At 56.1% G+C, this 26,783-nt stretch carries 24 protein-coding genes and 1 other RNA gene; 12 read left to right on the top strand and 13 right to left on the bottom strand.

Annotation, left to right across the window (positions count from 1 at the left end; genetic code table 11):
- The 10 genes from TA5113_RS07065 to TA5113_RS07025 all read right to left on the bottom strand — a co-directional run bounded on the left by TA5113_RS07065 (window position 1) and on the right by TA5113_RS07025 (window position 7,735).
- Window positions 1–768 (bottom strand): ABC transporter permease, encoded by a 768-nt coding sequence (locus TA5113_RS07065; protein ID WP_058315631.1) that lies wholly within the window; start codon window positions 766–768, stop codon window positions 1–3.
- A complete protein-coding gene (locus TA5113_RS07060) occupies window positions 765–1,559 on the bottom strand; it encodes an ABC transporter ATP-binding protein (protein ID WP_058315630.1) in 795 nt (264 codons plus the stop codon). Before TA5113_RS07060 ends, TA5113_RS07065 begins: the two co-directional genes overlap by 4 nt.
- Before the next feature lie 56 nt (window positions 1,560–1,615).
- The gene (locus tag TA5113_RS07055) at window positions 1,616–2,626 is read right to left on the bottom strand and encodes an ABC transporter substrate-binding protein (RefSeq protein ID WP_082625908.1); all 1,011 of its coding nucleotides are present in this window, start codon (window positions 2,624–2,626) and stop codon (window positions 1,616–1,618) included.
- Window positions 2,627–2,825: 199 nt separating this feature from the next.
- Window positions 2,826–3,193, bottom strand: an RNA gene (gene rnpB, locus TA5113_RS07775) — RNase P RNA component class A.
- A gap of 91 nt (window positions 3,194–3,284) precedes the next feature.
- The gene (locus TA5113_RS07050; protein ID WP_370736434.1) at window positions 3,285–3,971 is read right to left on the bottom strand and encodes an N-acetylmuramoyl-L-alanine amidase; all 687 of its coding nucleotides are present in this window, start codon (window positions 3,969–3,971) and stop codon (window positions 3,285–3,287) included.
- 14 nt (window positions 3,972–3,985) lie between these two features.
- On the bottom strand, window positions 3,986–4,657 hold the full coding sequence (locus TA5113_RS07045; RefSeq protein WP_058315629.1) for a hypothetical protein: 672 nt from the start codon (window positions 4,655–4,657) through the stop codon (window positions 3,986–3,988).
- Between the two features lie 49 nt (window positions 4,658–4,706).
- Window positions 4,707–6,194, bottom strand: coding sequence for an Asp-tRNA(Asn)/Glu-tRNA(Gln) amidotransferase subunit GatA (gatA, locus tag TA5113_RS07040; protein ID WP_058315628.1), 1,488 nt, complete (start codon window positions 6,192–6,194; stop codon window positions 4,707–4,709).
- A complete protein-coding gene (gatC, locus tag TA5113_RS07035; RefSeq protein ID WP_058315627.1) occupies window positions 6,194–6,481 on the bottom strand; it encodes an Asp-tRNA(Asn)/Glu-tRNA(Gln) amidotransferase subunit GatC in 288 nt (95 codons plus the stop codon). The genes gatA and gatC overlap by 1 nt, the downstream gene beginning before the upstream one ends.
- Before the next feature lie 33 nt (window positions 6,482–6,514).
- Window positions 6,515–7,171 (bottom strand): ceramidase domain-containing protein, encoded by a 657-nt coding sequence (locus tag TA5113_RS07030; protein ID WP_058315626.1) that lies wholly within the window; start codon window positions 7,169–7,171, stop codon window positions 6,515–6,517.
- A 108-nt stretch (window positions 7,172–7,279) separates the two neighbouring features.
- Window positions 7,280–7,735, bottom strand: a complete 456-nt coding sequence (locus TA5113_RS07025; RefSeq protein WP_058315625.1) for a nucleoside deaminase — start codon at window positions 7,733–7,735, stop codon at window positions 7,280–7,282.
- Between the two features lie 64 nt (window positions 7,736–7,799).
- Here TA5113_RS07025 and TA5113_RS07020 point away from each other — a divergent pair, with 64 nt between their 5' ends.
- The 8 genes from TA5113_RS07020 to dtd all read left to right on the top strand — a co-directional run bounded on the left by TA5113_RS07020 (window position 7,800) and on the right by dtd (window position 15,757).
- Window positions 7,800–8,771, top strand: coding sequence for a pseudouridine synthase (locus TA5113_RS07020; RefSeq protein ID WP_058315624.1), 972 nt, complete (start codon window positions 7,800–7,802; stop codon window positions 8,769–8,771).
- A gap of 132 nt (window positions 8,772–8,903) precedes the next feature.
- Window positions 8,904–9,722: a TerC family protein gene (locus TA5113_RS07015; protein WP_058315623.1), complete on the top strand. Its 819-nt coding sequence runs from the start codon at window positions 8,904–8,906 to the stop codon at window positions 9,720–9,722.
- A 215-nt stretch (window positions 9,723–9,937) separates the two neighbouring features.
- Entirely contained in the window at window positions 9,938–10,825 is an 888-nt protein-coding gene (locus tag TA5113_RS07010; protein WP_058315622.1) for a 5-bromo-4-chloroindolyl phosphate hydrolysis family protein, read from the top strand.
- 23 nt (window positions 10,826–10,848) lie between these two features.
- Window positions 10,849–12,048, top strand: coding sequence for a toxic anion resistance protein (locus TA5113_RS07005; protein ID WP_058315621.1), 1,200 nt, complete (start codon window positions 10,849–10,851; stop codon window positions 12,046–12,048).
- A 6-nt stretch (window positions 12,049–12,054) separates the two neighbouring features.
- Window positions 12,055–12,999 (top strand): DUF2927 domain-containing protein, encoded by a 945-nt coding sequence (locus TA5113_RS07000; RefSeq protein WP_058315620.1) that lies wholly within the window; start codon window positions 12,055–12,057, stop codon window positions 12,997–12,999.
- 30 nt (window positions 13,000–13,029) lie between these two features.
- Window positions 13,030–14,142: an SPFH domain-containing protein gene (locus TA5113_RS06995; protein ID WP_058315619.1), complete on the top strand. Its 1,113-nt coding sequence runs from the start codon at window positions 13,030–13,032 to the stop codon at window positions 14,140–14,142.
- Between the two features lie 31 nt (window positions 14,143–14,173).
- Window positions 14,174–15,289, top strand: coding sequence for a TFIIB-type zinc finger domain-containing protein (locus TA5113_RS06990; RefSeq protein ID WP_058315618.1), 1,116 nt, complete (start codon window positions 14,174–14,176; stop codon window positions 15,287–15,289).
- 18 nt (window positions 15,290–15,307) lie between these two features.
- Window positions 15,308–15,757, top strand: a complete 450-nt coding sequence (gene dtd, locus TA5113_RS06985) for a D-aminoacyl-tRNA deacylase (protein ID WP_058315617.1) — start codon at window positions 15,308–15,310, stop codon at window positions 15,755–15,757.
- Window positions 15,758–15,781: 24 nt separating this feature from the next.
- Here dtd and glpK read toward each other — a convergent pair whose 3' ends face one another.
- The 3 genes from glpK to TA5113_RS06970 all read right to left on the bottom strand — a co-directional run bounded on the left by glpK (window position 15,782) and on the right by TA5113_RS06970 (window position 21,427).
- On the bottom strand, window positions 15,782–17,266 hold the full coding sequence (glpK, locus tag TA5113_RS06980) for a glycerol kinase GlpK (protein ID WP_058315616.1): 1,485 nt from the start codon (window positions 17,264–17,266) through the stop codon (window positions 15,782–15,784).
- A 211-nt stretch (window positions 17,267–17,477) separates the two neighbouring features.
- The gene (locus tag TA5113_RS06975) at window positions 17,478–19,361 is read right to left on the bottom strand and encodes an acyl-CoA synthetase (protein ID WP_058315615.1); all 1,884 of its coding nucleotides are present in this window, start codon (window positions 19,359–19,361) and stop codon (window positions 17,478–17,480) included.
- Between the two features lie 269 nt (window positions 19,362–19,630).
- Window positions 19,631–21,427 (bottom strand): ABC transporter transmembrane domain-containing protein, encoded by a 1,797-nt coding sequence (locus TA5113_RS06970; RefSeq protein WP_058315614.1) that lies wholly within the window; start codon window positions 21,425–21,427, stop codon window positions 19,631–19,633.
- Window positions 21,428–21,681: 254 nt separating this feature from the next.
- Between TA5113_RS06970 and TA5113_RS06965 the strand changes: the two genes are divergently transcribed.
- The 4 genes from TA5113_RS06965 to dctP all read left to right on the top strand — a co-directional run bounded on the left by TA5113_RS06965 (window position 21,682) and on the right by dctP (window position 26,762).
- The gene (locus TA5113_RS06965) at window positions 21,682–23,400 is read left to right on the top strand and encodes a sensor histidine kinase (protein ID WP_058315613.1); all 1,719 of its coding nucleotides are present in this window, start codon (window positions 21,682–21,684) and stop codon (window positions 23,398–23,400) included.
- Between the two features lie 3 nt (window positions 23,401–23,403).
- Window positions 23,404–24,741: a sigma-54-dependent transcriptional regulator gene (locus TA5113_RS06960; RefSeq protein ID WP_058315612.1), complete on the top strand. Its 1,338-nt coding sequence runs from the start codon at window positions 23,404–23,406 to the stop codon at window positions 24,739–24,741.
- 139 nt (window positions 24,742–24,880) lie between these two features.
- Window positions 24,881–25,621 carry a ZIP family metal transporter gene (locus tag TA5113_RS06955; RefSeq protein ID WP_058315611.1) on the top strand — a complete coding sequence of 247 codons (741 nt, stop codon included), beginning with the start codon at window positions 24,881–24,883 and terminating at the stop codon, window positions 25,619–25,621.
- A 130-nt stretch (window positions 25,622–25,751) separates the two neighbouring features.
- Entirely contained in the window at window positions 25,752–26,762 is a 1,011-nt protein-coding gene (gene dctP, locus TA5113_RS06950) for a TRAP transporter substrate-binding protein DctP (protein WP_058315610.1), read from the top strand.
- The last annotated feature ends 21 nt before the right edge of the window (window positions 26,763–26,783 follow it).

Below are 26,783 nucleotides of genomic sequence, written 5' to 3'. Positions count from 1 at the left end.
CTATCCCGCCGGTCGTTCTGCCCAGCCCGCAAAGATACGTTCTAAGGCCACAACGATGTAGTAAAGCACAATCCCCAGCACCGCCAAGGCGATGAGGACCGCAAACATGAGCGGGTAATCCGAGTTTGTTTTGCCGCTGTCAAACAGGGCCCCAAGCCCACGCCCATGGGGGCTAACAATTTCCATCAAGTTGGTCCCGATAAACGCCAAGGTCACCGCCACTTTGAGCGCGCCAAAGAATTCCGGCAGGGTCTTTGGCAGGGCAATCTTCCAGAAAATCGTTGCCTGAGAAGCACCGAGCGCGCGCAGGATGTCACGGTATTCAGGTTCCAGTGTGGACAGGCCGATTGAGACAGACACCGCGATTGGGAAGAATGAGATCATGAAGGCAATCAGCACCGTGTTGAAATCATGAGCACCCACAAACAGTAGTGCGACGATCGGCACGATGGTTGCCTTTGGAATGGCGTTAAAGCCCACAAGAAGAGGATAAAGCGCGTCGCGCATGGTGCGAGAGAAACCCATGACCATACCGATGGCGACACCTACGATAATGGCCAAGATCAAGCCCAGTACGGTGCGCCAGAGGGTTTGCCAGCCCATTACGAGGAAAAGCTCCCAATAGCGCGTATAGGCAGGCCACAGATCGCTCGGAGAGGCCATTTTGTAATTCGGCCAGTTGTTCACCCAAACCAGTGCTTCCCACAGCAACAGGAAGACCACCATCGCAATTAGCGGAACAATGACTTTGCGCAGAGACTGGATCATGCGGAGGCCTCCTCGGTCACGCGCCCTTGGGCGATTTCGATCTGATGGCGCAGGGTGTTCAGGCGTTCTGCCGCAATTGGGGTGTAAAGATCATCAAGGCTTGGAGCCTTGTCCCGGCTGATCTCCATGACGTATTGCGTGCGCGCGGGGCGACCTGAGAGCACGACCACTTGGTCGCCGAGGAAAATTGACTCGCGCAAGTCATGGGTGATCAAGACACCGGTGAAAGGTTCTTTGGCCTTTACCTCATGCATGGTCTGCCAAAGGTCTTCACGCGTGAACGCATCCAATGCGCCGAACGGTTCATCTAGGATCAACACCTCGGGTTGATGCACAAGTGCGCGGCAGAGCGATGCTCGCTGACGCATGCCACCCGACAACTCGGACGGGCGTTTGTCTTCAAACCCTTCAAGCCCCACCAAAGACAGTAAATAACGCGCACGGTCTTCTGCGGCTTTGCCTTTAAGGCCGCCGGGCACGATTTCGAGCGGCAGCATGACGTTTTTGAGGATCGACCGCCATTCCAGCAGAACTGGGTTTTGAAACGCCATTCCTACTGTCGAGCGCGGACCACGGACCGGTTCACCATGTAGCGTGACCTCCCCCTCATCGGGCTTCATCAGCCCGGCAACCAAACGGGTCAGCGTGGACTTGCCGCACCCTGATGGGCCAACAACAGCGCAAAAACCGCCTTCGGGCACAGACAGGTTCAATCCATCCAGCACAGGCAACGGGCCATTGGCCGTTTTATAGGCGTGGCGCACGCCTTTGATATCGATGAGTGAGGTCATAATCGTTCTTTTGCAAAAAAGCGGAGCGCGCGAGATAAGCGCGCTCCGTATTTGACTTATTTCAGAGCAAAGCCGCCTTCAGGCAGGTATGCATCGGTGAAATAGAGGCTCGCGTCTGGTGCGTTTGTGAACTCGTAGACCAAGCCGATCTGCTCAATCGCGCTGTCCAGACGCGCCGCATCAATCGCGCCCATGCCGTTGGCCATGGTATAGTCGGTGACCACGTTGGCATCGATGGCAAGCTTCAGACGACGTTCTTCCAGTGCCGCATCCGCTGCTGGGTTGCGTTCGATCAAAGATGGGATAGCCGCCGCTGGGTCAGCAATGGCGTCTTTCCAGCCTTTAGCGACCGCGCCCAAGAAGCCCTTGACGATCTCTGGGTTTGCTTCGGCAAACTCGGTATTCACGATGATCGCGTTGCCATAAAGATCCAGACCGTAATCCGCCATCAGGATGGTGGCGATATCATCTTCTGGCACCCCAAGGCGCACGAGGTTCAGGTAAGAGCTGAAAGAGAACCCAGTGATGGATGCCACATTTCCTTCGGCCAGCATCGGCTCACGTGTTGGGAAGCCGACGGGTTCCACGGTGATTGAGTCCATATCGATGCCGTTTTCCTTGGCAAAGATCGGGAACTGCGCCCATGCGCCATCTGGCGGTGGAGCACCGAGCACTTTGCCCGGTAGATCAGCAGGCCCTGAAACGCCCAGGGATTTGCGGCCAATCACAGCAAATGGTGGTTTGTCGTAAACCATCATCGCGGCAATCACCGGTGCACCCGGGTTTTGGTCCAAGAATTTGATCAGCGAGTTGATATCCGCAAATCCAATTGGGAAAGCGCCTGTGGCGACTTTTGGGATCGCATCAAGGGAGCCTTTGCCCGCGGTGATTTCTACGTTCAGCCCCGCTTCTTTGAAGTGACCATTGTCGATCGCTGCAAAGTAAGGCGCTGATGGGCCTTCGAATTTCCAATCAAGCGCGAATGGCACATCAGTGCCATGGCCCCCGGCAATGGCGGATGTCGCGGCGAGGGTCATCGCCGCTGTGAGTGTCGTAAGTTTATTCATTAAGCCTCTCCGTTGTACCAAAAGATGCTATTTCGGCAGCCATTTGATGAGCGATATTCAGCATGCCCCGGTTCTACCGCACCGAGCAGATTGCTCGGAAATTCAGCAAATATTTTCTCATTCGTTCAAAACTTGACCGTTTGAGCAAGAAAAAACTGCCTCAGATATGCTTAAGAAGATGAAAATATACGCAGTGTATCAGCACAGGGGGCCTATAAGCCGGATTCTGTCCAGGGTCGAAACCCTTGGATGACCATTCATCTAAAGCGCCTGTTGCCAAGCGCCCTCTAGCTGCCAACCCGGACCTGCTCGGGGCAAGACACCCCTGCCATGCGGCACGCGGTCCCTATTTGGCATTGCTCCTGGTGGGGCTTGCCGCGCCGGTTCTGTTGCCAGTCCCGCGGTGGGCTCTTACCCCACCGTTTCACCATCACCCTGACAAGCAGGGCAGTCTCTTCTCTGTGGCGCTATCCCTTGGGTTTCCCCAGCCGGGCGTTACCCGGCACCATTGCCTTGTGGAGTCCGGACTTTCCTCGAGGTTGCCCCCGCGGCCATCCAGCCCCCTGTGCGAGAGGGAGTGATAGGGGGTGGGACAAGAGCCGTCAACGGGGTGGTTTTGGCTGGCCACGCGTTTTGAGTATTTTTGCAAAGAAGAAGGCTATTGGGTGGATTGCGCCGCAAGCCGCGCCATGATGCGGGCATCTTCTTGGTCTTGTGGGCCTTTGGCCCAAGGACGGAAGCGGCTGCGGAAGGCTTGGAAGCAGGCAGCCTCTGCATCTACATCCTCCCCAAAATCGCCGAAAATGGGATAGCCGAAGCTATCTGCTAAGTCCTTCCACCACCACATGTCTACAGGTGCAGCAACATTGTCGGGCCAGACCGCGAGCCCTTGAAGCGCAAGCCGCTTCCAATCAAAACGCGGGCCCGGATCGATCTTGCGGTGCGGAGCAAGATCGGAATGGCCGATGACGTTTTGCGCAGGGATCGACCAGCGTTGCATGATTTGCGGCAATAGCAGTTCCAGTGCGGCCATTTGTGGCTCCGCAAACCCGTGAGTGCCAAGGTTATCCAATTCAATCCCAATGGAGTGGGAGTTCACATCCGTGATCTCTCCCCATTGCCCTACCCCGGCATGCCAGGCGCGCATCTCTTCCGCCACCAGTTGCTGGATCACGCCTTTAGAGGAAATCAGGTAATGCGCCGAAACTTCCGTGTCAGGATTACAGAGCGTTTTGCACGCCGCCTCGGCGCTTTTCATTGCCGTATAGTGCAGCACAATCAACGAGGGGCGCGCGCCATCGCGGCGCGGGCCAAAGTTTGGGGATGGCGTTTGGATGATATCCAAGGCGCGCGGCGCGATCAGTTGCTTAGGCTGCGGAACGGCGTTGGGTTCCAGCTGCACGCATAGCCGTCGCCATCCGGGTCAATCCCAAGACGGTCTTTTTGCGGGCCACCACGGCTTAGAAAATCAATCTGGGCTTGGTCCGCACTTGGGTATTTGCGGCAGTTTTTGTCAAAGCGTGCCACCGCGTTCAGGCCAAAACGTTGATAGATTGGATTGCCCAGTGGGTTGGTATGCTGCAGGGCAAACTCAACAATGTTCGGGCCAGCCGATGCGGTGCGGGTGGGCAGTTTGGTGGCTTCAACCACTTGATACTGCCCTGCGATCTGTTCCCGCCGACGCGCGTCGTCTTCGATGCTGCGACGAGAGCCAACGGCGTCAAAGTCGTTTTCATCCGAGATACCAGCATTTTCAAGTTGAACAGGCGCTGGGTTAGATGGGCTTGCCTCAACGACCTGACGGCCATCCGTTGACTGCCCTGTCTGTGGTGTCACCGGCCCGGTCGCCTCCAGTACGTCCAGAGTTTCCGAGGACACCGCCTGTGCAGGCGGCACAGATGGCTCAAAGCCCCGCGGCGCGGAACGGTTGAAATTGCTGTTGTCAAAGCCAACACCAGCCGCGCTGTCAGGCACCGGCGGGTCACATGCCGCCAGAGCCAGAATTGCGCATCCTGAGAAAATCCACCGCATCACTTCGCCTCTCAGCTTTTTACTTTGCCTTTTTGCTTTGAGGAGCGTCTTACCACCATTTGCCCGGCTTGGCTACGAAACCAGCCGCAGACTCAAGCGCATAGGCAGTATTCAGCAGATCGCCCTCTTCCCAAGGACGGCCGATCAGCTGCAGACCCAGCGGCAGACCCTGGCTATCGGTGCCGGTTGGGACGGTGATACCGGGCAGGCCTGCGAGGTTTACGGTCACGGTGAAGACATCGTTGAGATACATTTTCACCGGATCGGCATCGTTCATCTCACCCAAACCAAAGGCCGCAGATGGGGTGGCCGGGGTCAAGATCGCATCAACGCCGGTGGCGTAGACATCATCGAAGTCTTTCTTGATCAGGGCACGGACCCGGCGGGCACGGTTGTAATAGGCGTCATAGAAACCAGCAGACAGCACGTAAGTGCCAACCATGACACGACGCTGGACCTCTGAGCCAAAGCCTTCGGCACGGGTCTTTTCGTACATTTCCGTGATGCCGTCACCCGCATCCAAAGTCGCGCGGTGGCCGTAGCGGACGCCATCATAGCGCGCAAGGTTTGAAGACGCTTCTGCTGGCGCAATCACGTAATAACCTGGCAGCGCGTATTTGGTGTGTGGAAGAGAGATATCAACGATCTCGGCACCAGCGGCTTTCAGCATCGCTGTGCCGTCTTCCCACAGTTTTTCGATCTCTGCCGGCATGCCGTCCATGCGGTATTCTTTTGGAATACCGATCTTTTTGCCTTTGATATCGCCGGTCAGCATGGCCTCAAAATTTGGCACGGCCAGGTCCATGGAAGTGCTGTCTTTTGGGTCGTGACCACACATGGCTTCTAGCATGATCGCCGCATCGCGCACGGATTTGGTCATGGGACCCGCTTGATCCAGCGAGCTGGCAAAGGCCACAACGCCCCAACGGGAGCAACGACCATAAGTCGGCTTGATGCCGGTGATGCCTGTGAAGGCAGCGGGCTGGCGGATGGAACCGCCTGTGTCAGTGCCGGTCGCCGCAAGGCAAAGGTCGGCCGCAACAGCAGAGGCAGAACCGCCGGAAGAGCCACCCGGAGTGAGCTCTGCAGTGTCGCCTTCGCGACGCCATGGGTTCACGGCGTTGCCATAGACAGATGTTTCATTGGAGCTGCCCATGGCGAATTCATCCATGTTCAGCTTGCCCAGCATCACGGAACCTGCATCCAGCAGGTTCTGCGAGACCGTGGATTCATATTCCGGCACAAAGCCTTCCAAGATGCGGCTTGCCGCTTGGGATGGCACACCTTTTGTGCAGAAGAGGTCTTTGATGCCGATCGGCAGACCACACATTGCCGGTGCATCGCCTTCAGCCAAACGCGCATCTGCCGCTTTCGCCTGTTCAAGCGCCAGCTCCGGTGTGTTGTGCACAAATGCGTTGAGCGCGCCAGCGCCTTCGATTTCTTTCAGGCAGGCTTCTGTCAGTTCAACAGAAGTTACGTCTTTGGCGCGCAGTTTGTCGCGTGCTTCGGCCAGTGTGAGTTTGTTCAGATCAGACATTACTCGACCACCTTTGGAACTGCGAAGAACCCTTCGCGTGCATCTGGCGCATTTGACAGCGCTTTGTCTTGTTGATCGCCATCGGTCACTTCATCGACGCGGCGTTTGAGTTTTTGCGGGGTCACAGAGGTCATCGGTTCAACACCGTCCACATCGACCTCATTGAGTTGCTCAATAAAGCCAAGGATCGTGTTGAATTCTTCGGCCAGCGCCGGAAGCGCGTCTTCTTCGACCTTGATACGCGCCAGTTTTGCAACGCGCGCCGCGGTGTCCTTGTCTATCGACATTGGCAAACTCCAAATGAAACTTGGGTGTAGCGTTTAGCCAAGGTTTTTGGGCGGTGCAAGCATGTGTCGGCGGTAGGTTTCAATCATCCAGCCTAGAGCCACCGCATTGAGCACATGCCAAAGGAAATGGGTGCCGTAAGGCAACGCATGGCAAAGTGGAATATCAATGGAGCGCAGGAAGAGTGAGAGACAGATTAGTCCGGCCCCAATCGCGAGGTTTCTCGCGGTTTGAGGCGCTTTGTTTCTGAGGCCGACGGCGTAAATCACAATCAATAGCGGCACCGGACCATAGGCGGATGAGCTTTCAAAGCCCGGGATTTGAGCGAAGAGCGGCACCAGCGCTGCGGCGTATGGGAAGAAGAGCGCAACTGCGAGCGCTGCAACCCATGTCTTTTGTCCATAGAAATCTCGGGTCGCCGCGAAGATATAAGCTAGCACATAGGCAATGATGGGAAGCACATCGGCGATGGCCGCCCAGGTTTGGGCGTAGGTGTGGAACAGGAAACTGCCGATGCCGATCACAAATAGGATCACGCAAAGAAGGCGCGCCATCGCGAGTTCCCTGCTGCGCGGCCACATGATGATGGCTGAGATCAGAAAGGCGACATTGGTGATCGCGTTGATCGGTTCCGCCCAAAAGCTTGGGTCGAGGCGTTCGCAATAGCCATCAAGGGTTTGAGTGAGATCCATTTGTCGCTCGCTTATTCGTTCGGAAGGAATATGGGGGCTTCGCCCCAGCGTGAACAAGGGTTCACTCTCCCGCGCCCGTTTCATGTGAGTATTTTTGCAAAGAAGAAGCTATGGGCGTTTGTCGCGGAAGAAGGTTTTCAGGATTGCTTCGCAGTCTTCTGCGGCAATGCCGTCATAGACGTCAGGTTTGTGGTGGCTTTGGGGGTGATCAAAGACTTTAGGACCATGGGCGACACCGCCGGACTTTGGATCAGAGGCCCCATAGTAAAGCCGCGCGATGCGGGATTGAGAAATCGCAGAACTGCACATTGGGCACGGCTCTAGCGTCACGTAGAGATCGCAACCCGGCAGGCGTTCAGAGTCGAGTTTCTCGCAGGCCGCGCGAATGGCTAGGATTTCGGCATGGGCCGTCGGGTCATTGAGCTCTCGGGTTCGATTGCCCGCTTGCGCGAGAATGGCACCATCAGGGCCGATGACAACCGCACCAACAGGCACTTCGCCGCGCGCGGCGGCGGCGCGGGCTTCGCTTAGGGCAAGGTCCATATGGCTTTTGAAAGCACTCATGAATTCAGGAGATGCCCGATGATTGACCCTTTCGCAATGGGGCAATCGGCGCTAGGAAGCGCAAATGACCCATGATCCTTCCAAAAAAACGCCCGCGGGCGACCGTATCGCCAAAGTTCTATCACGTGCCGGGATTGCCTCGCGCCGGGATGCGGAGCGCATGATTGAAGCAGGTCGCGTGGCGGTGAATGGGCAGGTTCTGACCTCTCCTGCGCTGAACGTAAGGGAGCGTGATCTCATTGAGGTAGATGGCAAGCGCATTGCTGAAAAAGAACCGGAACGGATTTGGCTCTATCACAAGCCAGTTGGTCTTGTGACCACACATAAAGACGAAAAAGACCGGTCTACGATTTTTGATGCGCTACCGGACACAATGCCCAAACATGTGATGACGGTTGGACGGCTTGATTTGAACTCTGAAGGTCTGTTGCTTTTGACCAATGATGGTGAGGTCAAACGCAAGCTTGAACTGCCGGCAACCGGTTGGGTGCGCAAATATAAGGTCCGGGTGAATGGCCGCCCGACCGAGGAGACATTTACCCCCCTGCGCCGCGGTATCACCGTGGATGGCGAGCGTTTCGCCCCCATGACCATCAGCCTTGATCGTCAACAAGGGGCCAACGCTTGGCTGACCGTGTCTTTGAAAGAGGGCAAAAACCGCGAGATCCGCCGCGCAATGGCGGCGATTGAGCTGACCGTGAACCGGCTTATTCGTGTGGCTTATGGCCCGTTTCAACTGGGGGATTTGAAACCCGGCGAAGTGGATGAGCTGCGCAGACGGGTGGTGCGCGACCAGCTGGGTCTGGACGGCGCAGTGCCGCCGGAAGAGCGCAAAAAACCGCAACGTCGCAGAAAGCCGAGTGGTCAACCGGGCAGCGGACCAGCAGGCAAACCGGGTTCGAGAGTTGGCAAGCCAGGTGCAAAATCAGGTAAGCCCGGTGCAGCCAAACCGGCGTTTCGCGGAAAGTCGGCAGAGAAGCCTGGTGGCAAAAAACCAAACGCACCGCGCAAGTTCACGCCAAAGCGCAAACCCTAACCATCGGCCTTATCTGTCGTCACTGATTTGAACGGTGCCAGCACGTTGCATTTTCCCCGCCATCGTTGCTTTGCCCCTGCCCTAAGTTGCGTTATGCCTTCGTAAAACCAGCGATGCGAACGAGGGCAAACCATGGCCGAACTGTTAACTTTTGAAAATCTAGGCAATCTTTTAATGCTCTGCTTCCTGCAGGCCGTGCTTGGGTTTGATAACCTGCTTTATATTTCTATCGAGAGCCAACGCGCGCCCGTTGCCCACCAACGCGCCGTGCGCTTTTGGGGCATTATCATCGCAGTCGCCCTGCGGGTGGTGCTGCTCTTTACGATGATCCGGCTGATTGATGCGCTGTCCGAACCCTTCTGGATCTTCAACAGCCCCGGACTTATCGAAGGCGGCGTGAACTTCGCCACTTTGATTTTCATTCTGGGCGGTATCTTTATCATTTACACCGCGGTGAAAGAGATCAGCCATATGCTGACCATCCAGCATTTGGATGCGGATGTGGATCATAAATCCGGCAAATCAGCGGTGAAAGTGGTTGCATTGATCGTGATGATGAACCTGATTTTCTCTTTTGATTCCGTGCTTTCCGCGCTTGCGATCACCGATGTCTTCCCGATCTTGGCCATCGCCATCCTACTATCCGGCGCAGCGATGTTGGTTCTTGCGGACGGGGTCACCGCATTCCTGGAACGCAACCGGATGTACGAGGTGCTGGGCCTCTTCATTTTGTTAATCGTTGGTGTGGTGCTGCTTGGCGAAGCGGGTGTTGCGGCGTCTCACGCGATGCATGACGATGACCTTGCGCTTAAGTTCTTTGGTTATGCGCTGGAGCCGATGTCTAAGACCACCTTCTACTTCAGCGTTGTCGTGCTCTTCCTCGTAGAGATCATCCAGTCGGGCTATGCGCGCAAACTGAACACAGAGCGCACTGCTGAAACCCGCCACTAACTGGCGCTTCAAACAAAAATTGTCGCGGCGGCGAAGCCCCGCCGTGATACCTCCGTCGATTTCTTCCCCCTAGTAACGAAGAGCGAAACTTCCTAGGTTTCTGGCAGGCTTACTGGGGAAATCACATTTATGTCAGACACAGGTTTGCAAAAACTGGCGTTTGTTTTGCTTGTCATATTGATGTTCTACGTCTCCATCGCGGGAGGTGGCACATAATGGCCAAGCGGTATGGTGGAAAATTTAGCCCGGATGGCTCCACAGAACAGCACGAGGCGCAAAAGCCCGGCCCTTTCCTGAATGCCAAGCGCAGCAAAGCTGGCGGCCGCACCAATATGTTGTTCATTGCGCCCCTTCCATTGATCTGGAAAGCCTTCACGTCCGAGCCAATCGTTATGGCGCAATATCTTGTGGCGCTAGGGGTGTTGCTTTTAGCCGCCTGGATGACGCGCGAAGGGATTTTGGCCCAAGAAGCCTATGAGGCACGTAAAGTTGCCCGTCGACCAGCCCTGCCACGTAAGATGTTTGGCTCGCTTTTGACAGGGCTTGGCCTGGCCACCGCAGGCATCGCTGGATTTGGCGCCATCGAAGCAGCCATCTTTGGTGTGCTTGGCACTGTCATTCACAGCTTTGCCTTCGGTTTTGACCCGCTCAAGGACAAAGGCGCGGAAGGTATTGATACCTACCAGACGGACCGGGTCGCGCGCGCTGTTGACGAAGCGGAGAACCACCTGACCGCGATGTCTGACGCGATCAAGCGCGCTGGCAGTCGGCCGATGGAGCGACGGGTCGAGGACTTTCAGAAAACCGCACGCGATCTTTTCCGCACCATTGAGGATGATCCGCGTGACCTGACCTCTGCGCGTAAATACCTTAGCGTTTATTTAAAGGGCGCACGCGATGCGACGGCGAAGTTTGCCGATGTTTACAGCCGCAATCAAAGCGAAGAGGCGCGCACGGGCTATGCGGAATTGCTGGATGATCTGGAACAGAACTTCGCGGCACGCACCCAGAAACTTCTGCAGAACGATCACTCTGATCTGACAATCGAAATCGACGTGTTGCGCGAAAGACTGCAACGCGAAGGCATCAGAAATGATGCGTGAACAAATTTAACGAGGGGAAATACATGTCTGAGACCATCCGTCAAAAAGCCGAGGCCGTATTGGCCGAAGTGAATGAAGTCACCGCAGTGGTGTTGCCAGAGCCAATCGAGGCGAATGCCATTGTGCCGCTCGCGGACGCGGACAAACCCACCAGCGCCGAAATCACAAAGCGCATGGCCGAGCTCGACATGAGCGACACCAACTCCATCGTGACCTTTGGCTCTGCGGCGCAATCTGAGTTGCAAGAAATCAGCCAAGCGATGCTGCAGGACGTACGCAACAAAGACGTGGGTCCAGCGGGCGATAGCCTGCGCAATATCGTGACCACAATCCGTGGTTTCTCTGTTTCCGAACTGGACGTGCGTCGCGAGCGGTCTTTCTGGGAAAAACTCTTAGGCCGCGCCGCGCCATTTGCGAAATTCACTGCGCGCTTTGAAGAGGTCCAAGATCAGATCGACCGGATCACCGAAAACCTGCTGGATCACGAACACACCCTGATGAAAGACATCAAGTCTTTGGATGTGCTCTATGAAAAGACCCTAAGCTTCTATGACGAGTTGGCGCTTTACATCGCAGCAGGCGAAGCCAAGATTGCTGATCTGGATGCCAATGACATCCCAGCCAAAGAAGCTGAGGTGCAAGCGGCAGAGGAAAAAGATCAGGTGATGAAGGCGCAAGAGCTGCGCGACCTACGCGCAGCGCGCGATGATCTAGAACGTCGCGTGCACGACCTGAAGCTGACCCGTCAGGTGACCATGCAGTCCCTGCCCTCTATCCGATTGGTGCAGGAAAACGACAAGTCTTTGGTCACCAAGATCAATTCAACCTTGGTCAACACCGTGCCGCTTTGGGAAACCCAATTGGCACAGGCCGTTACGATCCAACGCTCCGCAGAAGCAGCGGCGGCTGTTCGTGATGCCAATGATCTGACAAACGAGTTGCTGACCGCGAATGCCAAGAACCTGCGTGACAGCAATAAGATGATCCGCGAAGAGATGGAGCGTGGTGTGTTTGATATCGAAGCCGTCAAGCAAGCCAATGCAGATCTGATCGGCACCATCGAGGAAAGCCTGCAGATTGCTGACGAAGGCAAAGCCAAACGCGCGGCAGCAGAAGAAGACCTTAAGGCGATGGAAGCGGAATTGCGCGACACGTTGGCTGCGGCAAAAGCCAAAGCAACAGGTCTGGGCGATACAGTCGCAACTGCAACTGGCGGCGAATAAGACAGTATGGTTCCACGCATCCTGAAATTTTGCCTTTTTGCGGGCGCGCTCAGCGCCTGCACTTTGGCTGATCCGGATGCGCGGTCCCCTAATCCAACTCCGGTGGCCCTGCCCTTGCCCTCGGCGCAACCGTTTGTGCCAAGCCAGCAAAGCGAGGCCATCGCGAAATACTATTCCAATTTGCAAGCAGACCTTTTGGTCCAAGACCTGCTACGCACTGACGGGGGCGGGCCGGATAGCCCCTATACCTCTACGATGCTCGCGCGTAATTTCGAGCGCATTGCCTTTTACGACGAACACCAGATCGGCGCACGTCTTGAAGCATCAGATGGAGGTGCGCGCCGCCTCGCACGTTGGACCGCGCCGATCCGGGTTAAAATCGAATTCGGGCCCAGTGTCAGTGACAACCAGCGCCAAGAGGACAAAGCCACCGTGCAGGCATTTGTTAGCCGCTTGTCAGGCATCACCGGCCACCCGATGCGCGTCAGCCCAATGCGGTCAAATTTTCATGTCTTAGTCATTGGTGAAGACGACCGTGCTGCCATGCAGCCGCGTTTTGCGGCACTTCTGCCAAACCTCTCGCGCATCAATCAATCGCTACTGCAAAACCTGCCGCGCGACATGCATTGCCTGATCATTGTGAACCACGCAGACGGTCCAATGCCAACGATCCAATCCGCCGTCGCCATCGTGCGCGCTGAACACCCAGATCTGCTGCGCAAATCCTGTTTCCACGAGGAAATCGCGCAAGGCATGGGATTGATGAATGACAGCGACCAAGCCCGCCCCTCGATTTTCAACGACGACGATGAGTTCGCCTACCTCACCAGCCACGACGAAAAGCTGTTGCAAATGCTTTACGATCCACGGCTTAACATCGGTATGAGCGCAACTGAGGCGCGGCCCATCGTCAACGAAATGGCGCTCGCCCTAACGGCGGAAAGCCTGTAGTTTCACCTGTGACCAAGTAAGGAGTGTCCAATGGGTATTTTTGATTTTCTGACCGGTGAATTCATCGATGTCATTCATTGGACCGATGACACGCGTGACACCATGGTCTGGCGGTTTGAACGTGAAGGCCATGAGATAAAGTACGGTGCAAAGCTGACCGTGCGCGAGGGGCAATCGGCGGTGTTTGTGCATGAAGGCCAGCTGGCGGATGTGTTTACGCCCGGTCTTTACATGCTTGAAACCAACAACATGCCAATCCTGACAACGCTTCAGCATTGGGATCACGGTTTCAAAAGCCCATTCAAATCTGAAATCTACTTCGTCAACACAACACGCTTTAACGATCTGAAATGGGGCACAAAAAACCCGATCATCGCCCGCGATCCAGAGTTCGGCCCAGTCCGCCTACGTGCCTACGGCACCTACTCGATCCGCGTCTCTGATCCTGCCCGGTTCCTCACGGAAATCGTGGGCACCGATGGTGAATTCACCATGGACGAAATCTCGTTCCAGATCCGCAACATCATCGTTCAGGAATTCTCTCGGGTCATCGCAGGCGCAGGCATTCCGGTGCTGGATATGGCGGCAAATACCGCTGAATTCGGCAAGATCGTCGCTGAGGCGATTGATCCAGTGATTGCGCAATACGGATTGTCGATCCCAGAGCTTTACATTGAAAATATCTCTCTGCCGCCAGCGGTAGAGCAAGCACTGGATGACCGCACATCACGCGGCATTGCGGGCAACCTGAATGATCACATGAAATGGAAAGCCGCCGAAGCTGTTGGCAACGGTGGCGGTGCCGGTGATGCCATGGGAATGGGAATGGGCGCAGCCATGGGTCTGCAGATGGCGCAAGGCATGATGGGCGGCCAGCCGGGCCCTTGGGGGCAAGCACCCCAAGCAGCGCAACCTGCCCCACCGCCTCCGCCGGTCGAACATGTTTGGCATATTGCCGAAAACGGCAAAACCACGGGCCCATTCTCCAAAGCACGTTTGGGTCAGATGGCTGCTGATGGCACGCTGACGCGCGAAACCTATGTCTGGACCGCGGGTCAAGACGGCTGGTTGGCGGCCGGAGATGTGCAAGAACTTGCACAGCTCTTCACCGTGATGCCACCGCCTCCGCCGCCTGGTGCATAATCCCTAACGCAACACATTCGTCCGGACGACCATGACCAACATGCCGCCCCCCGCCCCTGCGCCCGAAACGACGCATCGTTTTCCGTGTGATCAATGCGGGGCGGATTACCGGTTTGCGCCGCGAGAGAAGCAATTGGTTTGCGACCATTGCGGCTCCACCGCTGACATGCCCGAGCTCGGCCCGTGGCAGGGCTCAATCAACGAGCTCGACTTCAAAGCAGCCATCAACAACCTTTTGCCTGCGCAAGAGATTGAAGAGACCCGGATTTCCAAATGCCCCAACTGCGCCGCGCAGGTGGAGTTTGACGAGGTCACCCACTCTTCTGAGTGCCCATTCTGTGCGACACCCGTGGTGGTCGATACGGGCACCCATCGTCAGATCAAGCCAAAGGGCGTTTTGCCTTTTGCGCTGGACGAACGGGCGGCCAACCGCGCCATGACGGATTGGTTGGGTAAGCTGTGGTTTGCCCCCAATGGCTTGCAGGAATACGCGCGCAAGGGTCGTAAGATGGACGGCATCTATGTACCCTATTGGACCTTTGATGCGGACACCAAGTCCAGCTATCGCGGCGAGCGCGGCACTGAATACCACGAAACACGCACCGTCATGCGTGACGGAAAACAAGAGCAGCAGCGCGTGACCAAAGTGCGTTGGCGCGCAGTCTCTGGCCAGGTAGCGCGGTTCTTTGATGATGTGCTGGTCCTGGCCTCAAAAAGTCTGCCCAAACGCTTTACGGATGCTCTAGAGCCATGGGATCTTGGCGCAATGGAGCCCTACCGCCCAGAATTCCTCGCCGGATTTCGAGCCGAGGGCTACTCGGTCGAGTTGGAAGAGGGTTTTGTTGAAGCCCGCGCCCATATGGACCGGGTCATTCATCGCGATGTGAAATTTGACATCGGCGGAGACCGGCAAAGGGTCCATAAGATCGACACGCAGATCTCAGATGTGACCTTTAAGCACGTCCTGCTGCCGGTCTGGATGGCTGCCTATAAGTACCGCGGCAAGACCTACCGTTTTGTGGTCAACGGACGCACCGGCCGGGTTCAGGGCGAACGCCCTTGGTCTGCTTGGAAAATCGCTATTGCGGTGGTATTTGGCGCAATCATCGCGGCGGGCGTGGGTTACGTCGTCGCAATGAACCAATAAGATCATAAGGTTAAGAACATGCGTGCATTGATTCAACGGGTTTCCGAGGCTGCAGTCCGTGTGGATGGCGAAGTTGTCGGAGAGATCGAGCACGGCCTTCTGGTGCTGATTTGTGCCATGAAGGGGGACACCAATGCTGAGGCGGATCGTCTGGCAGCCAAGATCAGCAAGATGCGCATTTTCACCGACGAGAACGGCAAGATGAACAAGTCTGTGCTGGATATCGGCGGCAGCGCCTTGGTGGTGAGCCAATTCACCCTATCTGCGGACACCAAAAGCGGCAATCGCCCCGGTTTCTCATCGGCCTGCGGCGCTGAAGACGGCAATGCGTTCTACGAGTATTTCGCGAGTGCGTTGGCTGAAACAGGTGTACCCATCGCCAAAGGCATCTTTGGCGCGGATATGAAAGTGTCACTGGTGAATGATGGCCCTGTCACGATCTGGATCGATACCGATCAGTGGTCGTAGGGTGGGGTTTCACCCCACCTGCAATCAGACCGACAGCGTCGCCTCAATCGCTTTTTTCCAACCCGCATAGCGATCTTCGCGATACGGCGCCTGCATCTTTGGCTCAAAGGTTCGGTCGAGCGCCCATTGCGCAGCGAATTCTTCTTGGGATGGGTAAACCCCTGCCCGCATTCCAGCCAGCCATGCGACCCCCAAAGCGGTGCTTTCCAGAACCGTCGGCCGATCTACAGGCGCGCCGGTAATGTCCGCAAGGAACTGCATCGTCCAATCGCTGGCGGTCATGCCGCCATCCACCCGCAGTTTTGCTTCGCTTTCGCCGCCCATATCACCCTGCATCGCTTCCAAAAGATCGCGGGTTTGGAAACCAACACTCTCCAGTGCAGCCCGTGCAAATTCAGCAGGCCCAGACCCACGGGTCAGGCCGTAGATCGCCCCGCGGCAGTCCGGCGCCCAATATGGCGCCCCAAGCCCCGTGAAGGCTGGCACAAGGATCAAATCTTGTGATTTATCAGCAGATTCAGCCAGTGCTTGGGTCTCTTTGGCGTCTTCAATAATGCCCAACCCGTCGCGGAGCCATTGCACCACGGCCCCTGCAATAAAGATCGCGCCTTCCAGCGCGTAGGTTGGTTTCCCATCTAGCTGATAAGCGATGGTCGTGAGCAAACGGTTTTGAGAGGTGACCGGTTTATCCCCAGTGTTCAGCAAAGCGAAACACCCGGTTCCGTAGGTGGATTTAAGCATCCCCGGTTCAAAACACGCATTGCCGATGGTCGCGGCTTGCTGGTCACCTGCAACGCCAAGAATTGGCACTTCTGCACCAAACACACCGGCATCCGTCACGCCAAAATCTGCTGCACAATCAAGCACTTCTGGCAGGATCGCTTGTGGCACATCCAGCAAAGAACATATTTCTGAAGACCACTCACCGTTATGAATGTCATAGAGCATCGTCCGCGCAGCGTTGGTCGCATCGGTCACATGACGCTTGCCTGCCGTGAGTTGCCAAATGATCCAGCTGTCCACTGTGCCAAAGGCCAATTGCCCCAGCCGCGCGCGGGCGTGCAGACCTTCGTTATGGTCCAAAATCCACTTCACTTTGGTGGAAGAAAAATAAGGATCCAGCAAAAGCCCTGTGGTCTTGGTGATCAGGGCTTCATGGCCCTCTGATTTTAAGATCCGGCAGATGTCAGCTGTACGGCGGTCTTGCCAGACGATGGCGTTATGTACAGGCTCGCCGGTTTCGCGATCCCAAATCAAGGTGGTTTCCCGCTGATTGGTAATCCCAATTGCGGTGATGTCCCCCATCTCAAGCCCCGCCTTGGCAACAGCGTCTTTGCAGGTCGCCAAAGTGGTGTTCCACAGATCCTTGGGATCATGTTCCACCCAGCCCGATTGCGGGAAATGTTGAGGGAATTCCTCTTGCGCACTGGCCACGATCTTCATCTGCGCATCAAACACGATGGCGCGGCTGGAAGTTGTGCCTTGATCGATGGCCAGAATATGCGTCATTTGGGTCCCCTCCTCACGGTCTTGCCTGTCCTCAGCATTGCGAAAGACAGGCTAAAACCAAAATGCCAAAGAATATGCAGGAGGCAATGGTGACGGTTTGATCCGTCACTTTCCTCCCACACAGTGTTTCAACATGTGTTAGCGGCAACATGCGCGTTTGAAAAGACATGAACTTAAAAACAACATGCCTTTTCTAAAACGAATGGAGGAATTAGCCGTCCACCCACTCCCAAGGTCGCGTAAAGGACCCCAAGACGTTGCCAACGGCGGCGTCATCGGCACCATTCTTGGCCAAACGTGCCACCAGGCCGCGTTTCTTATCGTCGATAACCTCAGAGACCCGCGCAGGAACGCCCGCCTCTTCTAAAGCAGCATCATAGATGCGCGTAATTGCCATTTTGCGCAGGTCCGGTTTGAACACTTTGCCCACAGCGGTCTTTGGCAACTCAGTCAGCACTTCTACATGCTTTGGATGCGCTGCCCGCTCGTGAACCAATGTCTTTGCGTGGCTCAGCAGTTCCTCTGAGGTCACCTCAGCCCCTTCGACCAGCTCCACATAGGCACAAGGCAATTCGCCTGAATGGCTATCGGGCTGACCGATTGCACCTGCCATTGCGACGGCTGGGTGCTGCGCCAAAGCTTCTTCAATTTCGGCTGGATCGATATTGTGGCCGCCCCGAATGATCAGGTCTTTCGCGCGCCCCGTGATCCAAAGATAGCGATCTTCATCGATGCGACCGAGGTCACCGGTGCGCAGATATTTATCGGCATGGAACAAATCCGCGTTTTTATCCGCTTCGGTGTAGGTGTGCCCCGCATAGACACCCGGGTTAGAAATGCAAATCTCACCGATCTCGTCGGTTGCACATTCAACGGGACCATCCGCGGTCTGCTTGATGATCCGCACATCGGTGTGAGGGAATGGAATACCGACAGAGCCCACCTTCTTCTCACCGCTCGGTGGGTTGCAAGACACAAGACAGGTTGCTTCGGTGAGGCCATAGCCTTCGACAATGGTCACCTTGGAGGCTTCTTCAAAACGCTTGAAAAGCTCCATTGGCATTGGGGCGGAGCCTGAGAAAGCCACTTTGACGGAAGAGATATCCGCATCCACCGGGCGCTGCATCAAGGCAGATACTGCCGTTGGAACGGTAATGACAAAGCTGATCTTCCAGCGTTCAATAAGCTTCCAAAAATTGTCAAAGACGCCATCGCCGCGATAGCCCTGCGGGGTTGGAAAGACCACGTGAGCACCCGATGCAATCGCGGACATCATGATCACCTGAACCGCAAATACGTGGAACAAGGGCAGCGGACACATGATCGTGTCTTCTTCGGTAAAGAGCAGCGTATCGCCCAGCCAACCGTTATAGACCATGCCATCGTAACGGTGCTGCGCCACTTTCGGCATGCCGGTGGTGCCGCCAGTGTGGAAATAAGCCCCCACCCGGTCGCCTGCACTGTCTTCAAAATCCAGCGTGGTGTTGTGCTTTGCCATTTCTTTACGGAAATCCAGCACTTCCGCATGGTGCTCGCCATCATTTTTGGGGCGGATCAACGGAACGATCCAGCTCTTCGGCGGCGTCAGATAGCGCAGCAGGTCTACTTCAAGAACGGTGTGGACGTGCGGCGCATGACGCACCGCCTCAGTCACTTTCTGAGGCAGATCGGTCTTGGGGAACGCCTTCAGCGTCACGACAACCTTGGCATCAGTCTCACGCAAAATCGACGCGATCTGCTCTGGTTCCAGCAGCGGGTTGATCGGGTTCGCAATGCCCGCAATCATCCCACCAAAAAGCGCGAACAGCGTTTCGTTGGCGTTTGGCAATACATAGGCGACGGTATCATTCTCGCCGACACCGAGGCTGCGAAACAGATTGGCAGCCTGAACGGTAAACCTGTGCAATTCGTCCCAAGTCAAAGTCTCCGCTTTGTCTTTTGGACCGGACGTCAATTGGTAACTCACCGCAGGCCGGTTCGGGAACCGATCTCGCGCGTGGGTAAGGAATTGATACATGGTTTTAGAAACGTCACGCTCTTCCCACGGCATTTCCTGCTCAATGGCGTCGCGATCTGCACAAGATGCAAAATTCATTAGGTCCTCCCTCAGTCAGCGCCACCCCTTCTCCCCGGGTGGTTTTGGCGTTTACCGAATGTGGCAAAATCAGCCTACTCAAGGCAAGCTTACCCGCAGGTCAACTTTAGTGCGAACGTTACGTCGAACAAGAGGATTCAACACTCGAATTAATCCTAAACCCCAGTCCGCGCTTTCTTTTTGGCTCAAATATCCTGGGGGAGTGGGAACGCAGTTCGCACGGGGGCGAAGCCCCCTCGGAACCAAAAGTTGGGCAAAGACCCAATACCTTATGCGGCAACTCCATCTGTGAACTGCAAACGCGCCAGTTTGGCATAAAGTCCATCCTCAGCGACCAATTCATCATGACGCCCCTGCGCCACAATACGCCCCTGATCCATAACAATAATCCGGTCAGCCTTTTTCACCGTCGCCAAACGGTGGGCGACAATAATGGTGGTGCGTGTTTCCGCCAGCCCCTCAACCGCTTGCTGCACAAGCCGCTCGCTTTCTGCGTCCAATGCAGAGGTTGCCTCATCCAGCAACAAGACCGGTGCATCCCGCAGGATTGCGCGTGCAATGGCGATACGCTGCTTTTGGCCACCGGATAGCATCACTCCGCGCTCGCCCACATAGCTGTCATAGCCTTCAGGCAATTTAGCAATAAACTCATGCGCAGCCGCGGCTTGGGCAGCGGCCTCCACTTCCCCATCTGTCGCGTCCGGACGGCCAAAGCGAATGTTTTCTCGCGCGGTATCTGCAAAAATCACTGGATCCTGAGGCACCAGAGCAATGTTTTGGCGGAAATGCGTGCGCTCCATTTCGTTCAGCGCGACCCCGTCGAGACGCACCTGACCTGACAAGGGATCATAGAAACGCTGAATCATCTGAATGATGGTGGTCTTACCCGCCCCGGATGGTCCGACAAAAGCGACGGTTTCACCGGGCCTGATCGTGATGCTTACGTCTTGCAAGGCCGGAATATCTGGTCGCGCAGGATAGTTGAAGTTCACATTCTCAAAGGTGATCTCACCACGAACCGTATCACCAAGCTCGACCGGACTTTCTGGATCAAGAACCGTATCTTCTGCTTGCAGCAGTTCCACCAAACGCTCCGTCGCGCCAGCCGCACGTTGTAACTCGCCCCAGATCTCTGACAGCGCCGCCACAGAGCCCGCCACCATCACTGCGTAAATCACAAATTGGATCAAAACCCCTGGGCTCATATCGCCGACACGCACATCATGCGCGCCGATCCAAAGCACTCCAACCACGCCGGAGAAAATCAGGAAGATCACGATCGAGGTCATCAAAGCCCGTGTATTCACTCGGCGCAGCGCAGCTCCCAACGACAGGTCAGTAATGTCCACAAACTTCTGGCGGCTATCGGCTTCATGGGTAAAGGCCTGCACCGTCTGCACCGCTGTCAGCGTCTCAGAGGCGTTGCCAGAGCTTTCAGCAATCCAATCTTGGTTCTCACGGGAAAGCTTACGCAAGCGCCGTCCCAAAACAACGATCGGCACAATCACCATTGGCACGATCAACAGCACAAGCCCTGTCAACTTGGCCGAGGTGAACAGCATCAACACCAAACCGCCCAGCAAAAGCAGCACATTGCGCAGCGCCACGGAAATCGAGCTGCCAATCACAGAGAGGATCAAGGTCGTATCCGTGGTGATGCGGCTCAGCACTTCACCGGTCATGATCTTTTCATAAAACGCGGGGCTCATGCCCATCACGCGCTCAAAAACCGCTTTGCGAATGTCGGCCACGACCCTTTCGCCCAGCTTAGTCACAAGCATGTAGCGCAGCGCTGTGCCAATCGCCAAAAGTCCGGCGATTGCAATGGCTGACAGGAAGTACTGATCCAGCAAAGCCGCGTCAGCAGCGCGGAAATTATCCACCACCCGGCGCACCGCCATTGGCATGATCAAGGAAATTGTCGCTGTGAGCACCAGCGCCATCCCAGCGAAAATCGCCAAGAATCGGTATGGCTTGATAAACGGGGCCAACTGGCGCAAGGCGCCTACATCCTTGGACTTTTCCCGTTCATCTTCGGTTTTTGCTGGCTGAGGTGAGCGCGCCATCTGGTCCCCTTTGCGTGGCTTAAGTCGTTAGTGGCAACCGGATCAAAGGAGGTCAAGAGGCGCCTATGTCACGGGTGAATGTCGCAGCGACATATTTGGATCAAACAATGCGATTTCAACCATCATGAAAACCGAACATTTTTGCCCCCTTGTCTGCCCGCCTCAAATGCCCATAGGGTGCCCCTTGCGGAATTTAGCGCATCTTTGGGCAGCGGAGAGACCCATATGCGCGCGATTCCGTTTGGGAGAGACACATGGCATCGCTTCGATACATTCTGCCTTTATTGGCGACAATTGCTCTGTCGGTGATTGGCTTTCAGGTCTCACATTCCCTGTTCACATCCCAAGAACAGGCCCGCGCAGAGGGCCGTCTTTCGCTTTACCGCAGCTCAGTGGTCGCCGAAATCGATCGGTTCTCGCACCTCACCTATGTGCTTGCGCGCGATAGCTTTGTACTGAGCACGGCAGAGGGCGGCGAAACTGATGTGCTCAATAAGCGCCTCAACGGAATGGCCGACGCGGCCGGGCTAGATGCCATTTACCTAATGACCACAGAAGGCCTGACAGTTGCGGCCTCAAACCATGATGACCCTTCTAGCTTTGTCGGCCAAAACTACGGCTTCCGCCCCTATTTCCGCGACGCGCTTGCTGGTGACACGGGTCAGTTCTATGCCATCGGCGCAACGACGGGCCTGCCGGGCTATTTCATCGCGGACCCCGTTCTAAGCGCAGGCGGCACGATAGAAGGCGTGATTGCCATCAAAATCGCCTTCGCCAATCTGGAAGATCGCTGGCGTAACGCGGGTGAACAAGTTTTCTTGGCCAATGAAGATGGCGTTATCCTGTTGTCGTCTCAGCCTGAATGGCGATACCGCACCCTTGGCCCTCTTTCAGATCAACAGCGTGCAACCATCCAACAGGCGCGCCAATTCACTGGCCAGCCGCTTGCCCCGTTAGATTGGAAACAACTCAACGACCAAAAGGCTGAAGTCGCAGGGGTCGAACGCATTTACTTGCGTGCGAACGATCTGCCGCATGGCTGGACATTGCACTATTTCGCAAGTGACGATCAGGCGATTGCGCGCAGTTGGCTGGTTGCCGCGCTCATCGTTCTTCTGGCTGGGGCGCTATTGATCGCCGCCCAAGTGCAACGCGCCCGGCGCGTGGCCCGCGCGCTCGCCCGTTCAGAGAAAGAAGAAGCGATTTTGCGTAGTGCCAATGAACGTTTGGCGGTGGAAATCGATGAGCGTCGGACAGCGGAACGCAGATTGCAGCGCACGCAAAAGGAGCTGGAACAGGCCAGCCGCTTGGCGGCGCTCGGGCAACTGGCGGCCTCCGTGACCCATGAACTGGGCCAACCCATTGCCGCAATGCGCAATCATGTGGCGGCCGCTGAAATCGGTACCAAAGCAGACACGCGGTTCACGGGCAAGATTGGCGGTCTTGTGGACCGGATGGAAGGTATCACCCGTCAGCTCAAGTTCTTTGCCCGCAGCGAAGACGACCCGTTTCAAGACGTGGACCTTTGCGCTGCCATGCGTGCAGCACTGGCATTGGTGGAACCAAATATCACCACCCGCGAAGTCCAAGTGGACCTGACGATACCTAAAACCTCGGTCACCGTCCGCGGCAACCGTTTGCGTTTAGAGCAGGTGATGACGAACCTCCTGCGCAACGCGATTGACGCCATGGAAGACAGCGACGCGCGGGCCTTATCTGTCACGCTGGATCACTCTGATGGCGCTGCTTGGTTTGAAATCCGCGACACAGGCCATGGTTTGGGGGAAGCCACGCTGGCCGACCTGCAGGAGCCCTTTGTCACAAGCCGCGAGAGCGGCCAAGGCATGGGGCTTGGCCTTGCGATCTCTGCCAGTATCGTAAACGATCACGGTGGCCAAATGACCGCGCGCAATGCCCAACGGGGCGGCGCGGTGTTCCGCGTGACCCTGCCCATAGCTTTGAGCGAGACTTGATCGATGAGCGACCCTTCCCCATTCCGCATTTTGGTCATTGATGACGACACAGGCATGCGTCAATCCTTGGTGGATCTCTTGGAAGCTGCCGAGTGGCAGGTGGAGGCGCTTTCCCGCGCTTCCAAAGTGGCTGATCACCTGAAAGGGTCCGTGCCAGATGTGATCCTGTCTGATGTGCGCATGCCGGGCATGTCCGGGCTGGAACTGCTCGCCAGTCTGGATGCAGAAGCACCTCCGGTGGTTCTTATCAGTGCCCATGGCGATATCCCTATGGCAGTGGAAGCCATGCAAAACGGCGCGTACAGTTTCCTGGAAAAGCCATATGAGCCACGTCGTTTGCTGACAGCCCTGCGCCACGCAGCAGAACAGTCCCGCATGCGTCTCAGCAATGAAAGGCTAAAAGAGCGCCTCTATCGTCTGTCCGGTCTCGACCGAATTTTGCTTGGCGAGACCGAAGACGTCGCCAATCTGCGCAGAGACATCCTTGATTTCGCGGAAACCGACGTGGCGATTTTGGTCGAAGGAGAAACGGGCACAGGCAAAGAACTCGTTGCCCGTGCGCTGCACGATCTTGGCAAACGGCCCGATGCGCCCTTCCTCGCGGTCAATTGCGCCGCGCTTTCCTCGGACCGTTTTGAAAGCGAGATGTTTGGCGTGGAAGGTCAGAACAAAGGGCGCCTTGTGGCTGCGTCAGGCGGCACGTTATTTTTAGATGAGATCTGTGCCTGCCCCCTCGAAGTGCAAGCAAAATTGCTGCGCGTCATTGAAGACAAAGAAGTCCTGCCCATAGGCGCAAGCACGCCAATCCCCGTGGACTTCCGCGTGCTTTCGGCCACCAACCAAGATGTCAGCGCTTCCGTCACCGACGGACGCCTCCGCCAAGACCTGCTGTTCCGCATCAATACGGTCACCATAACCGTGCCGCCTTTGCGTCAACGCCCGGATGACCTGACCATATTGGCCGCGCATTTCTTGGCGGAATATGCACGTATTTATGAAATCGAAGCACCAGAAATCCTGCCCGAAGACCTGACGGCGATGCTCGCCCATAACTGGCCCGGCAATGTGCGCGAACTGCGTCATGTCTGTGAGCGCCGGGTGTTGTCTGCCCGTCGCGGCGCAGGGTCTTTGGCCCAATCGATTTCTGGTGGCTCACAGATGGATGACCTCCCCGCCACGCTTCGCGAAGCCGTGGCCGCACTAGAGCGGGAGTTGATTGCCAAAGCGGTCCGGTCTCACGAAGGCCGCATGGACGCAGCAGCCGAGGCACTTGGCATTGGGCGACGGACTTTGAATGAAAAAATCGTGAAGCTTGGCTTGGACAAAGACGCATTGCTTTAAGATCGATGCACCCTCGCATCGCTTACTCAAATTAGGTCTTTTAATTGTTTTAGAATAATTCTAAATTGAGCACATACGTGACCAAATTAGCGATCCAGACGTATTCAGCGTCCGGATTTCTGCGACAATCGAGGCTGCTATGGACCCTGTCATTTATGTCTTTCTCGCTGCATTGATTACGGCTTTGGCCACGGGCCTTGGCCCTTTGCCTTTCGTCATCTGGCGCAGCATGTCGCCGAAAGCTGTTTCCATCTGCAATGGGATTGCGGCGGGCTTGATGATTGCGGCCAGTTTCAGCCTGCTTCAGGAAGGTATGGCCCTTAGCCCGACACGGACGATCCTAGGATTAGTCGGTGGCTTTGTCTTTATCGCAATCAGCCATCAAATCATTGAACGCTACGACAATTTTCACATCGGCGATATCGTGGGGGCAGACGCGGTCAAAATGCTCATGATCGTTGGCATTATGACACTGCATTCTGCCGCTGAAGGGGTGGGCGTCGGCGTTGCCTACGCTGGAGAAGGCAACCTGGGCGAATTCATCACGGCGGCGATTGCGATTCATAACATTCCGGAAGGCCTAGCCATTGCGCTTGTACTGGTGCCGCGGGGCGCGAAGGTCTGGCAAGCCATGGGGTGGAGCGTCTTTTCAAGCTTGCCCCAGCCCCTCTTGGCGGTTCCCGCGTTCATGTTTGTGACCTTTTTCACGCCATTCTTGCCCATTGGTTTGGGACTTGCCGCTGGAGCCATGATTTGGATGACCCTTTCTGAGTTGATCCCAGAAGCGTTGGAAAACGCCACAAGCCCCATGATCGCAAGCGCCGTGACCATGTCGATTGCTGGCATGCTGCTCTTTGAACTGCTGTTGCGTGCGGTCTAACTAGCGTCGCGAGACCGCTCTGCGGAAATCCGCAGAGCAATCTCTTTTCTGACGGCATTTTCCTTCATAGCGCGGCAACCATTCGCATTGTTAATCTTTCCCCACATCAACGCATGATTGGGAGGATCACATGCGATATTCACTAAAGGCTGCAGCAATTGCAGCAGTGACTGTTACCTTTGCCACCGAAGCCGCAGCGACATCATGGGACGTGTCCCTTTGGGGCAAACGTCGCGCCTTCACAGAGCACGTGGAAAAGCTTGCTGAACTGGTCAGCGAAAAGACCGGCGGCGAGTTCACTTTGAACATCAGCTATGGCGGCCTGTCTAAGAACCGCGAGAACCTGGACGGTATCTCCATCGGCGCGTTTGAAATGGCGCAGTTCTGCGCGGGCTACCACCGCGACAAGAACCCATCCATCACCGTTCTGGAGCTGCCATTCCTTGGCGTTGCATCGCTGGAGCAAGAGATCGAGCTGTCCAAGGCAGTTTACAGCCACCCGGCCACTCAAGAAGACCTGGGGCGTTGGAACGCAACGCTTCTGATGCCGTCCCCACTGCCTCAATACAACATCGTCGGTGTCGGTGTGGCGCCTGCGACACTGGCAGATTTCGAAGGTCTGTCCGTGCGCGCAACCGGTGGTATCGGTGCTGCGATGGAGACCATTGGCGCGGTGCCAACTTCCATGTCCGCATCCGAAGTACGTCAAGCTATGGACAGCGGCGTTGTGAAAGCGGTGAGCTTCGCACCACATGCGCATATGTCATTTGGCACCATTGAAAATGGCAAATGGTGGACCACCAACCTGAACCCAGGCACCGTAAACTGCCCGGTTGTTGTGAACACCGATGCGCTTGCTGATCTGCCTGACGCCCACCGTGACGCGCTGCTTGGATCCATCGACGAAGCGCTGGATCACTACGTGGACAACTACAACAACAACACAATGGCGGCATGGGGCCCAGCGCTGGAAGAGCGTGGCATTTCTCAGGTGACTTTCGCTGACTCAGAAATCGCAGCCTTCAAGGAAGCTGCAGCTGCACCTGCCGCAGCCGCTTGGATCGAAGACAACACGGCCCGCGGCCTGCCAGCGCAAGAGCTATACGATCTTGTCACCGGCATGATCGCAAAAGGCATGTAATCCGCAAACGCAATGAAGCCC

Source organism: Cognatishimia activa (assembly GCF_001458335.1).
Classification (GTDB): Bacteria; Pseudomonadota; Alphaproteobacteria; order Rhodobacterales; family Rhodobacteraceae; genus Cognatishimia; species Cognatishimia activa.
The sequence above is the reverse complement of the archived record's forward strand: the minus strand, read 5'-3'. Positions and strand labels throughout refer to the sequence as shown.